Here is an 11,877-nt window from a genome sequence, read left to right as displayed (position 1 = left end):
AGTATTTGTGGCCAGTAACTTTTTATACTCTAACCGGGATCACAAATTTATTATCAAAGAATGGCTGGATGGAAAGAAAATTCTTGGATTAAAGCGCTTTCAGGATTATCTCAGTATTGAGGATGTCGATGGAATTCTTGATCAGTCCTTAAAAGTGTGCAGAGACGTTGTCGCTCCCACGAATGATGACGGCGACACAATAGGAGCGATCTTTAAGGAGGGGAAAGTTACAGTTCCACCATCTTTTCATAAGGCCTTCAAATTTATACAAGAAAATGGGTGGGGTGCAAGCAACAGTGACGTCGAAGGAGAGGGAGCCCTTCCTGAGATCTTAAACGAAGCCGTCCGTGAATTTATTATTGGCGCAAACCCAGCTATGTCCCCGTATATTGGGTTGTGCGGTGGTATAGCGTCCGTGATCAAGGCCTTCGGATCTCCTGAGCAGATCGCCCTCTACACCCCGAAAATGTTCGAGGGCATTTGGGAAGGCACTATGTGCCTAACTGAACCCGGTGGCGGTTCCGATGTTGGGGATATGACGACCAAGGCCTACGCCACTGATAACCCATTAATTTACAAGGTCAAAGGGACAAAATGCTTTATAACTGGAGGAGATCACGATCTCACTGAAAACATCATACACTTGGTTCTAGCTCGTGTTGATGGTGCGGCTTTGGGTACTAAAGGTTTGTCGTTATTCATTGTGCCAAAAATTTGGGTTAACGAAGATGGCAGTTTGGGAGAACCCAACGATGTCTCAACTGTTGGGATCGAACACAAACTGGGACTCAAGGGTTCGTCCACAGCAGTGCTCGGTTTCGGAGAAGAGGGCCAGTGTCGCGGTCTCTTGTTAGGCAGCGCACCGGATGAAAAAGGTTTTGGGCAGGGCATGGCCCAAATGTTTAAGATGATTAATGGTTCGCGGATGGATACTGGGCACAGTGCTCTGGCGGTGGCGACGGTGGCGTATAACAATGCAGTTCATTATGCTAAGGAGCGCATTCAGGGTCGACCTATTAACAATCCTAAAGGGAATCGGGTACCCATTATCCAACATGAAGATGTCCGGCGTATGCTGCTCACCCAGAAAGCCACGCTGGAAGCTATGCGTGCCATGATTTTTAAGGGCTACTACTATTTAGACTTAATCGAATTTGGGGATGATCCTGCAGATCTTCGGGAAGCTAAACGCTCCATTGAAGTTATCACCCCCTTAGTCAAAGCGTATTGCTCGGACCAAGGGTGGTTAATGATTACCGAAGCGATACAAGTTTTCGCAGGCTACGGGTTCACAGAGGAATACCCAGTGGCGCGTCAGGCTAGGGATGTCAAGATTTACTCGATCTGGGAAGGCACCAATTTCATACAGTCAATGGATCTTGTGGGTCGTAAGTGGAGTCTTGATAAAGGTAATGTCTTCAAGGAATGGATGATGGAGATGGCTACATTCGTACAGGCTAATCAAAATCATGACACCTTTGCTCGTGAGTTTGGAGTGCTGGGTAAAGCGTTGTTGGCCTACCAGGAACTCTTGGGCACCGTATTAGGCTACTTTAAGGAAAATATTAGACTGGTTCCGTTGTATAGTACGAGAATTTTGCGGATTACAGCCGAACTCTATGGCGGTTGCTTGCTGATGCAACAAGCCTTAGTTGCCCAAGAAAAACTGGCTCAAGGAAATGATGACCAAGACTTCTATAACGGCAAACTACAGACCGCTAAATTTTATGTTCTCAATATAGTCCCTAATGTGGTGGCGACTGTGCGGATTATTAAAGAAGCTGATACCTCGGCTATCGATATACCGGAAGGGGCGTTCTAACGGAGTCTCTAAAGGAAAAACTAACGGGAGACTGGAATACCTGTGGTAGGATTTTGGTGGCTAAGAGAACTGGGAGTAACGCAAATGAGTGACAAGATGTTTACCGAATTACAACCGAATTTGTTCTTTGTGTCTGGGGAACAAGGTGGGCGGTTTCCTTACAGCAACGGGTTAATGATTGATACTGGGTTAAAGGTTCTGGTTGACACAGGGTTTGGCCGTAGTCGTAGGGAAGCCATTATGGCAGCTGGCGAAGTGGATGTAATCATTAATACTCATTTTCATTTGGACCATGCTTACGGAAACAAGTATTTTCCGAAGGCGCTGGTTTGGGCGCACGCTTTGGATGCACCTGCCTTGCGTTCTCCTGAACAATTCTTAGCATTCACTGGATTTAACTCTCCCCAAGAATTTCCGGACCCCTTGCAATTTCCGGGAGGACCGCCAGGTCAAGCAGTAGACAGAGAATTGTTGGACGGGGAAGTCTTGGATTTTGGAGATGTCGCATTGCAAGTGATCCACACACCGGGTCATACCCCGGGGCATATTTCTCTCTATGAACCAACGGCTAGCATATTGTTTTCGGGGGATATTGACCTATCCCCCTTCGGACCTTGGTACGGTAATGTGCGTTCAGATCTTGAGGAGTTCGCATGCTCCATTGAGCGTCTAATTGAGCTGAACCCCAAGGTATTAGTAACAAGTCATATCGGTATTGTTACAGACAATATCCCGGATAGGTTAAGAGACTACGCAGACATGCTTGATCTTCGAGAAAAACAGATTTTATGGCACTTACGTGCTCCTAAGACTATAGCAGAACTAGTCGATACTAATATCATATTTCGCCGCTATCCAGAACCTCAAAAGCTTTACCGTTTCTTCGAAGAGACCATGCTTAAAAAACACCTGCAACGTTTAATGAAACAGGGGCGGATCTTTGTCAAATCGAATCATAGGTACAAGGCTTATGCCTAAGAGGTGGTTGGTCATTTCAAGATTTTCTCATTCGGTTGTGATTTCAAGGAGGTGCATTAGATTGAAAATTGAGGACGTAAAGAAGATTTGTGTGATTGGGGCCGGAAATATGGGCCATCAAATTGCCTTGAGCGCTGCCTTGGCCGGATATCAGGTCAGTTGTACTGACATCAGCTTGGAGATGTTGAGTAAAGCTGAGGAGTTTGCGCGCACATATTTGCCGGAGCGGGTTGCCAAAGCCAAATTGACGCAGGAACAAGCCGAACAGGCCATGGCGAATATTTCGTTTACTCAAAATCTTGAGAAGGCAGCCGGAGACGCAGATTTTGTGATTGAGGCAGCGGTTGAAAAGATTAACGTAAAACGGAAACTCTTTGCAGACTTGGATAGGATTGCTCCTCCTCAGGCAATTTTGGCTACTAACAGTTCCTTTATTGTCAGTTCGAAAATAGCTGACGCCACGAAGCGGCCGGATAAAGTGTGCAACATGCACTTCTTCAATCCTGCCTTGGTTATGAAACTGGTGGAGGTAGTGCAAGGGCCGCATACTTCCACAGAAACTGCCCAAATAACTATGGATTTATGCAAAAAAATGGGCAAAAAGGGTGCTTGGCTTAAGAAAGAAATTTATGGTTTCTTAGTGAATCGCATCCTTGCTGCGCTTCACCATGAAGCACAGTTTCTCGCTGACATGGGGATTTCTACTCCTGAAGAGATTGACATGGCAGTAACCAATGCTTTAGGGCATCCGATGGGACCCTTCCGTTTAATGGATTTCACAGGCATAGATCTTGCCTATTATATTGCTATGGAACGCTATCAAGAAACTGGCGACCCAAAAGACAAACCTTCACCATTAATCGTTGAGAAGTTTGCTAAGGGAGAATGGGGTAGGAAGACGAAAAAAGGTTTCTATTCTTACGAAGGATGATTTCTATCTGAAATTTCGAGAGTTTTGTCGCCACTAGTATAGGCAAACTATTACGTTGACTATTACAAGAGTAGAGGGGAGTTTCAATGACAAAAGCAGCAGTATCACTGGTAGAAGTAACCGATGTCTATGAGTCTCTTCAGGAGGGTCTGAGATTGTGCGATGGGTTAGCGGGGCTGAACACGAATGATAAGATCCTAATTAAACCAAACATAGTAAGTTGGGATTTTGATTTACCCTTTCCTCCTTATGGAGTAATTACCACTAGTACTGTGATAACGGCCTTGGTCCGTATCTTGGTGGAGCATGGTTTTAGTGATTTGACAATTGGCGAAGGTGCCCTTCCGACGTTAAATCCTAAAGCAGATGCTGTTTACGAAGCTTTAGGGTATAAAAAACTGCAGGAACGCTACGGTGTTAAGCTTGTGGACTTTAACCAAGGGGAGTTTGTCGCAACAGATTATGGAGATGGCTTTAAATTGGATATTGCCAAGCAAGCCTTGGAAGCGGACAAGATCATTAACGTTCCTGTGTTAAAAACGCATAATCAGGCTAAAGTGTCTTTGGGTATTAAAAACCTCAAGGGGTGTCTCAATAAGAAATCCAAACAGGCTTGTCACGGCGTGGGTGATGAGGAACTTAGTCGTATGTTCCCCCGCATTATTGAAAAGTTGCCAGTCGCTTTGACCATCATCGATGGCCTTTATACCCTAGAGAAAGGTCCAGGACCAACTGGAAAAGCGTTTCGAAAGGATTTACTGATAGCTTCTCGTGATCCTTTTGCCTGCGACCTTGTGGGGGCGGCCGTCCTCGGTTATCAAGCGAAAGAGGTGGTCCATCTGACCAATTATGCCAAGCGCCATGGGTACAGTATGGAATTGGCGGATTACGAGGTCAGAGGAGAAAGTGTCGCAGAGCATCAAGAATTTGTAGACTATGATTGGGAATGGTCTGACGAAGATACTGGTCCTGCTGGATTCCAAAAAAGGGGAATCACCGGACTTGCAATCCGAAAGTATGACAGTAGTCTGTGCACGGGCTGTTCCGTACAATATAACCCTATGCTAATCCTTTTTTCGTCGGCATTTAAAGGGGATCCCTTTCCGAATGTTGAGGTAGTCAGTGGCAAGCAACAGCTGGCCTCCACTGGTTTTGAAAAATCCGTCCTATTCGGTAAGTGTGCCTGTCACTTAAATAAGAATAATTCTAATATTAATAAGGCGATTCCAATCTGGGGATGTCCGCCTGATCTGGAAAAATTCGTCGAGGTGCTTTCTGAAGAAGGGATTAAGTGTGACTATAACGAGTATGTGCGTTTCCGTCACTATTTGTTTGGCCGCTATAAGGAGAATGAGGGTTTTAAGCTTGCTGACTGGTCGGTCGAATAGTCCCTGGATGAAGCCACAACGGATTGGGTCATGGCTCGCAGTCCACGAACCTTGGAAAATGAAGTAGAGCCAATGTTAGGATATTTGAAGGCGCACTTCGGTTAAAAAATAACCGAACGAGATAAGAAGAACAAGGTGTCGCCCAGAAGAAACGAGAGGAGGATATAAATGCAGATTCATAAAGTAGCGGTAATAGGGTCAGGTGTGATGGGGAGTACCATCGCAGCGCATTTGGCTAATGCCGGGATTCCGAGCCTGTTGTTGGATATTGTCCCTTCTAAGCTGTCAGCAAAAGAAGAGGCCGCCGGATTGACCCTTGAGGACCGTAAGGTTCGAAATAGCATTGCGGAAACGAATAAGAGTAAACTGATTAAAATGAATCCTGCCCCACTTTTAGTCCCAGAGTTTGCCGAGCGAATTGAGGTGGGGAACTTAAGCGATGATTTAGGTCGTTTAAGTGAAGTGGATTGGGTGATTGAGGTCGTTGTGGAACGCCTCGATATTAAAGTAGACCTCTTCAAAAAGATCGCTGCGAATGTCCGTCCAGGGACGATTGTTAGCTCTAATACTTCGGGGATCTCTCTAAAATCTATGGTGGAAGGGCTCCCAGAGAGCTTTACTCAGTATTTCCTAGGAACGCACTTCTTTAACCCCCCGCGCTATATGAAACTCCTGGAAATTATTTCTGGTCCCAATACCGATCCAGGAGTCGTCACATTCCTCTGCGAATTTGGAGAGCGGGTCTTGGGTAAAGGGGTTGTTATGGCTAAAGACACGCCCAACTTTATTGCGAACCGGATTGGCGCCATTGCCTCTCCAGTGATACTTAAGGAAATGCTCCGTACCGGGTTAACCGTGGAAGAAGTGGATGCTTTGACAGGACCCGTCATGGGTCGTCCGAAGAGTGCATCGTTTCGTACGATAGACCTCGTCGGACTGGATACCTTTATCCACTCAAACAATAACGTTGCAGAAGGCGTACCCGCAGAAAAAGATAACTTTGTATTGCCAGAGTTTATACACACCATGCTGAAAAATGGTTGGTTGGGCGATAAAACCAAGCAAGGTTTTTACAAAAAGTCTAAAGGTCCTAAAGGCAAAGTAATTGAAGTTCTAGATATTCAATCAATGACTTATGGCCCACAAAAAAATGTAAAATTTGCTTCCTTGGAAAAGGCAAAACAGGCAAAAGGCTTGCCTGAGAAACTTCGCACCTTAGTTAGCGGCGATGACATTGGGTCAGAGTTTGCTTGGAATGTATTAAAAGCATCCTTGCTTTATGCGGCTACTATTGTTGAGGATATTGCGGACGACATTACCGGAATCGATGAAGCCATGCGCTGGGGGTACAACTGGGAAATGGGTCCGTTTGAACTTTGGGATGCACTTGGAGTCAAAGCAATGGCGGATCGTATCATCGCGGAAGGCGGCACAATCCCCCCGCTCGTGGAAGATTTACTGGCTAAAGGGCTGAAGAGCTTCTATCAAAAGACCGAAAATGGACAGACTGCTTATTACAATGCAGGAACCTATCTTGAAAAAACAGTGAGTCCATACGCTTTTTCGTTTAAGCAAGCTCATAAAGCCGGTAAGGTTATCATGGGGAACGATGGAGCGAGCCTGATAGATCTCGGTGACGGAGTTGCTTGCTTGGAATTCCACTCTCCTAATAATTCTATCGGCGAAGATATTGTGACCATGATTCATAAATCGTTGGAAGAGGTTGAAGAAAACTATCTTGGAATGGTTATCGGCAATCAAGGCAAGAACTTCTGCGTGGGTGCAAATCTCATGCTCATTCTCTTGGAAGCCGAAGAGGAAAATTGGGATCAGATCGACCTCATGATACGTGCTTTACAAAACGAAACGATGGCTCTGAAATATGCGAAAAAACCTGTCGTTGCGGCTCCTTTCGGGATGACCCTTGGCGGCGGCGCGGAAATTTGCTTGCATTCCCATGCTATTCAAGCCTCATCAGAAACTTACATGGGACTTGTTGAAATGGGAGTTGGCTTGATTCCAGGTGGCGGCGGAACCAAAGAAATGGCCGTAAGGGCGATGGAAGGGGTTCTTCCAGGTATACAGGTGGCTCCAGATTACTTCTTTGCGAAGCGGTTCGAGGCGATTGCCATGGCCCAAGTCTCGATGAGCGCTGAAAAAGCACGTCAACTCGGCTTCTTACGTGATCACGACCGGTATAGCATGAATCCAGAACATATCATTATGGATGCTAAGGCCCGAGTAATTGATTTGGCACGTAACTTTAGGCCTAATTTGCCAACAAACGTTAAAATTGCAGGTCCGGGCGTTCGTGGCACTTTGGAACTTGCCTTATATGGAATGCGGCAAGGGAATTATATCTCTGATTATGATCGGTATTTGGGTAATAAACTGGCTTATGCTATGACAGGTGGAGATCGTCCGGCAGGAATGCTCGTGGATGAGCAATATCTCTTGGATCTTGAACGAGAAGCCTTTATGAGCTTACTTGGCGAAGCAAAGACTCAGGATCGTATTCGCCACATGCTCGCGAAGGGCAAGCCATTACGAAATTAGGGGGGAAAAGCATGCAAGAAGCCTACATTATACAGGCCAAGCGAACGGCTATCGGAAAATCAGTCAAAGGTTCCTTGGCACAGGTTCGTCCAGATGATTTAGGGGCTTATGTTATACAAGATATCCTTAAAAGAGTACCTTCTCTTAAAACGGAAGAGATTGAGGACTTTGTCTTAGGTTGTTCGTTTCCAGAGGGAGAGCAAGGAATGAATATGGCCAGGATCATGGCCCTGCGCGCTGGTCTCCCACTTGATGTTGCCGGAGTGACCATTAACCGTTTCTGCTCGTCAGGGCTTCAAGCGATTTCCATGGCAGCGGATCGGATTCGCTTGGGTGAAGCAGATGTGATGCTCGCCGGTGGAGCAGAGAGCATGTCCATGGTTCCGATGGGTGGAGGAAAACCGGCTCCCAATCCCTTCATGATCGCCAATGCTCCGGAGGTCTATCTCTCAATGGGAATAACGGCTGAAAACGTGGCTAAGAAATATGAAGTAACCCGTGATCAGCAAGATGCATTCTCAGTACAAAGCCATCAAAAAGCCTTTGCGGCCCAGAGTAGCGGACGATTTGATGACGAAATTGTTCCAATTCCTCTACCCACTTGGGGAAAACCAGGGGAAAAGTGGTTCAAGAAGGATGAGGGGATTCGTCCCGAGACCACCTTGGAATCCTTGGCCAAGCTCAAGCCTGCCTTCTTGAATGGAGGCTCAGTCACGGCAGGGAACTCGTCTCAGACCAGTGACGGTGCAGCTATCTCTCTTCTGATGTCTGAACAAAAAGTTAAAGTCCTAGGTTTAAAACCCGTTGCTGTTTGGCGCGGCTTTGCGGTTGCAGGAGTGGAACCCGAGTTGATGGGAATCGGCCCGATTAAGGCGATACCCAAAGTTTTAAAGCAAGCTGGATTGAGCCTAGACCAAATTGATTTATTTGAGTTAAATGAAGCGTTTGCCTCGCAATCGCTAGCGATTATCAAGACGTTAGACATCAATCCATCAAAAGTCAACGTCAATGGTGGGGCTATTGCCTTCGGACATCCACTCGGCTGTACTGGGGCAAAGCTCACAGCAACCTTATTACATGAAATGGGAAAACGGAAACTGAAATACGGCATGGTGACCATGTGTATTGGGGGCGGTATGGGGGCCGCTGGGGTGTACGAGTTACTGTAGAGTTTTTGAAAGTAAGGGGTCTTTGCACGTTCACACGAGTTCCGTTCACTTAAGATACAAAAATAGGCCATGTCTGGTTCAGACATGGCCTATTTGGCTACAGATGTTAAAACCGTAGGAAAAGCCTAATTAAAGTGGGTTAACCGTCTTCATTCTTGTAGTCAAGAGCAAATTGAGGGTGGCAATAGCGGCACCAGCGACAAATACATACTCATAGCCTAAAACAGTCCAGATTAACCCGCCTAGCCACGGCACAAACATTGAAACCATGTGATCTAGGGTTATTCCCATGGACAGAGTCGGAGAAACATCTTCTTCGCTAAGAGCAATTTTTTTCAAATAGGTTGCTCTGGCCATACTTACCGCAGCAAGCATTTGATCGAGAACAAATAAAGCACATATTGCGTACAGAGTGATGCTTCCCAGACCTAAATTATCGAATATCCCTCTTGTAAAGGCATAACCTAGGCAAACAAAGATCAGAGATACTGCTTCTCCTGCTAGGACGAATCGCTCTCCCACACTGTCAATGAGATGACCAATGAAAGGCTTGAAAACAATTCCTAGGCCAGCGATAAAGAAGCTTAAGATGGCAAAGGTAGCTACCCCCTGATTGAATATTTTAATCAGAACCCACGGGCCAAAAGTGATAAAAATCTGTTTTCTAGCACCATAAAGGATATTCAGTCCGTAGAATACTTTATATTCTTGGCGTAGAACAAAGCGCTTGCCGATTCTCTTACCTGAGTGAGGGGTCATCATTAGAATAAGTACAGCTGACAGGAAGAAAGCCGCTGCCGAAATTGTGAAAGCAAAATGATAGTCAATTTTAATAAACCGAAATAGGAAAGCGGTGGCCAAACTAGTTGCTAGAAAGACTGCCGTGTTCACAGAGTTAATCTGCCCTAGCCTTCTTCCCATATGACCATCTGCAGCTAAATTCATGCCAATACTGTTGGACATGGGCATAAATAAATGTTGGCCCATGCTGTAAACTGTTAGCCAGCCAATCATCGGTAAGTATTCCGGCGACCAAAATGCTAGACCGAGGGACCCTAGCCCGGCGAGAACGTTAGCCACAGCGGCCGTCCGTATATCTCCGAAGGCAAACAAAAGACCAGTTACAAAGACAACTGCAAATCCTGGAAATTCTCGTGGAATCTCTAGAAAAGTCCTCTGGGTTATGGTCAGGTGGTAACTATCATTGAGAAAGTTATTAAAAAAAGAAGTATCGACGCTTTGACTAATTCCTATAGCTGCGCTGGCCAATAAGAACAACACAAAATCCCTTTTCCTAATCCCCACATATCTTCAATCCTCTCATGTTTTAAGTAATATTTAATTTGACACAAGAGGTTAAATTCTTCGTAAAGGGTTAATATACCTGCGGTTTGTTAAAAATTTTAGGCCGTCTCAAAAGGACTAGTCCCCTAGGGTTTACAGCCTTGAGGGACTAGTTTCTTTATAGGTTTCTTTCTGTTAACTGGGATCATTTTTCCCGTTCGTTTCAAATGTAAGCATTATATTCATTGAGCAGCCCATCTAATCTCTGGCTCATGCTTATAACTTCTGGATCGGTGAAGTTATTATTACTGGCAAATTGATTCAGGTGGTGACGCAAGTTCTCTATCGCGTCAAGGAGTTCTACTACGTTACACGGCATTTGGTTGTACACCCCCGGAGTTTTCACATAATGGTATTATAATCCATAATCGGAAAAGGAGCAACGTGTAGGAAAAATTTCTCGGATGCGCTAAAGAAAAAATAACGGACGACGATATTCTCCTATCCACGAAAGATGCTTCTTGACATACAGGTCCCCCAAATTTATAATCATTCATGGTATAAATAATTAATTATGGTTTTCGATAATATATCCGTGATATATTATCGAAAACTTTTTAGCAGAGAGGAGAATCATCGTTTGCCTGAGAAAATTCTACGATTTAAAGAAACCAATCAACCTGTCACTCGAAAAACAAAATTAAACTACTTAATTCCTGTTCTCATATTTTTTGTTATCGCTATAATAGGGGTTTGGTATGTAAAGTGGTCACCATACTATCAAAAGGTCTTCGTTGCCGCAAGTAAGCATTCGATTGGGGCTTCAATTATTTCCGGAAAACTAGCTTCTTCCCCTCTTCCATCTTGGCAAGCTGCCCTGAGTTATACAACTGCCTATTTCAACGCTGTATGGAAAGCTGTTATTTTGGGCCTCTTACTTGGATCACTGGTTCAAGTCCTTTTGCCGCAAGAATGGATTAAAAGAGCACTTGGCAGTACGTCCTTTGGAAGTACTTTGCTTGGAGGTGTTGCAGCAATTCCTTCGATGATGTGTACTTGCTGTGCAGCGCCAGTAACGGTAGGCCTACGTAAGAGTTCTGCTTCAGTTGGCTCTTCTTTAGCTTACTGGTTAGGAAATCCTATTCTGAACCCGGCTACAATAATCTTTATGGGATTTGTTCTTTCTTGGAAATTTGCACTAATGCGGATTATAGCGGGCCTTATTTTGGTTTTCGGTATTGCATATATTGCCAACTATTTGACGAACATCGATGAGGTAGAGTGCAACGAAGAAGTGATCACTTTAGCCCCCTCGATTACAACCCGTGAAAGCTTTTTCGTTAGATGGTGGAGAGCTTTGTGGCCACTGATTCTAGATACAATACCCGCCTATATCATCATGGTATTTTTGCTTGGGGGGCTAAGGGCTTGGCTATTCCCAGTGATCAGTCCGCAATGGGCGACGAGTGGATTAGTACTGATTTTCTTAGCAATTACAGGAACACTATTTATTGTCCCCACTGCCGCTGAGATCCCGATTGTTCAAACTCTGATGTCGTTTGGTCTCGGTGTTGGCCCGGCGGTTGCCCTAATGATGACTTTACCAGCCATTAGTCTTCCTTCACTACTTATTGTAAAAAGGGCCTTCAGTACCCGTATTCTCATCTTTGTGACTGGTTCAGTTTTTTTGGTTGGAGTTGTTAGCGGTCTCATAGCTATGGTTATTTTTTAACTGTAACGTTAAACAGA

Annotated in this window: 9 protein-coding genes; 7 read left to right on the top strand and 2 right to left on the bottom strand. The window is 45.1% G+C overall.

Annotation, left to right across the window (positions count from 1 at the left end; translation table 11 throughout):
* Positions 1-7 precede the first annotated feature (7 nt).
* From DSOL_RS20905 to DSOL_RS20880, 6 genes are all read left to right on the top strand, one after another.
* The gene (locus DSOL_RS20905) at positions 8-1,822 is read left to right on the top strand and encodes an acyl-CoA dehydrogenase family protein (RefSeq protein ID WP_075366717.1); all 1,815 of its coding nucleotides are present in this window, start codon (positions 8-10) and stop codon (positions 1,820-1,822) included.
* A gap of 84 nt (positions 1,823-1,906) precedes the next feature.
* The gene (locus DSOL_RS20900; protein WP_235838934.1) at positions 1,907-2,800 is read left to right on the top strand and encodes an MBL fold metallo-hydrolase; all 894 of its coding nucleotides are present in this window, start codon (positions 1,907-1,909) and stop codon (positions 2,798-2,800) included.
* Between the two features lie 61 nt (positions 2,801-2,861).
* Complete coding sequence (locus DSOL_RS20895) at positions 2,862-3,731, top strand: 3-hydroxyacyl-CoA dehydrogenase family protein (protein WP_075366716.1); 870 nt, start codon at positions 2,862-2,864, stop codon at positions 3,729-3,731.
* Between the two features lie 86 nt (positions 3,732-3,817).
* Positions 3,818-5,119, top strand: a complete 1,302-nt coding sequence (locus DSOL_RS20890) for a DUF362 domain-containing protein (protein ID WP_075366715.1) — start codon at positions 3,818-3,820, stop codon at positions 5,117-5,119.
* 168 nt (positions 5,120-5,287) lie between these two features.
* On the top strand, positions 5,288-7,675 hold the full coding sequence (locus DSOL_RS20885; RefSeq protein ID WP_075366714.1) for a 3-hydroxyacyl-CoA dehydrogenase/enoyl-CoA hydratase family protein: 2,388 nt from the start codon (positions 5,288-5,290) through the stop codon (positions 7,673-7,675).
* 11 nt (positions 7,676-7,686) lie between these two features.
* Entirely contained in the window at positions 7,687-8,844 is a 1,158-nt protein-coding gene (locus DSOL_RS20880; RefSeq protein WP_075366713.1) for an acetyl-CoA C-acyltransferase, read from the top strand.
* 129 nt (positions 8,845-8,973) lie between these two features.
* On the opposite strand, the gene DSOL_RS20875 is transcribed toward DSOL_RS20880, so the two are convergent.
* Positions 8,974-10,149, bottom strand: coding sequence for an MFS transporter (locus tag DSOL_RS20875; RefSeq protein ID WP_235838933.1), 1,176 nt, complete (start codon positions 10,147-10,149; stop codon positions 8,974-8,976).
* 202 nt (positions 10,150-10,351) lie between these two features.
* Positions 10,352-10,507 (bottom strand): aspartyl-phosphate phosphatase Spo0E family protein, encoded by a 156-nt coding sequence (locus DSOL_RS20870; protein ID WP_075366712.1) that lies wholly within the window; start codon positions 10,505-10,507, stop codon positions 10,352-10,354.
* A gap of 261 nt (positions 10,508-10,768) precedes the next feature.
* Here DSOL_RS20870 and DSOL_RS20865 point away from each other — a divergent pair, with 261 nt between their 5' ends.
* A complete protein-coding gene (locus tag DSOL_RS20865; RefSeq protein ID WP_235838932.1) occupies positions 10,769-11,860 on the top strand; it encodes a permease in 1,092 nt (363 codons plus the stop codon).
* The last annotated feature ends 17 nt before the right edge of the window (positions 11,861-11,877 follow it).

The sequence above is a fragment of the Desulfosporosinus metallidurans genome (assembly GCF_001936615.1).
GTDB lineage: Bacteria > Bacillota > Desulfitobacteriia > Desulfitobacteriales > Desulfitobacteriaceae > Desulfosporosinus > Desulfosporosinus metallidurans.
This window is presented reverse-complemented; position numbering and strand designations above follow the sequence as displayed.

What these genes read in the sequence shown, in the direction of transcription:
- DSOL_RS20880 (WP_075366713.1), top strand. Translation starts at nt 7,687, where the DNA reads ATGCAAGAAGCCTACATTATACAGGCCAAGCGAACGGCTATCGGAAAA.
- DSOL_RS20885 (WP_075366714.1), top strand. Translation starts at nt 5,288, where the DNA reads ATGCAGATTCATAAAGTAGCGGTAATAGGGTCAGGTGTGATGGGGAGT.
- DSOL_RS20900 (WP_235838934.1), top strand. Translation starts at nt 1,907, where the DNA reads ATGAGTGACAAGATGTTTACCGAATTACAACCGAATTTGTTCTTTGTG.
- DSOL_RS20870 (WP_075366712.1), bottom strand. Translation starts at nt 10,507, where the DNA reads ATGCCGTGTAACGTAGTAGAACTCCTTGACGCGATAGAGAACTTGCGT.
- DSOL_RS20890 (WP_075366715.1), top strand. Translation starts at nt 3,818, where the DNA reads ATGACAAAAGCAGCAGTATCACTGGTAGAAGTAACCGATGTCTATGAG.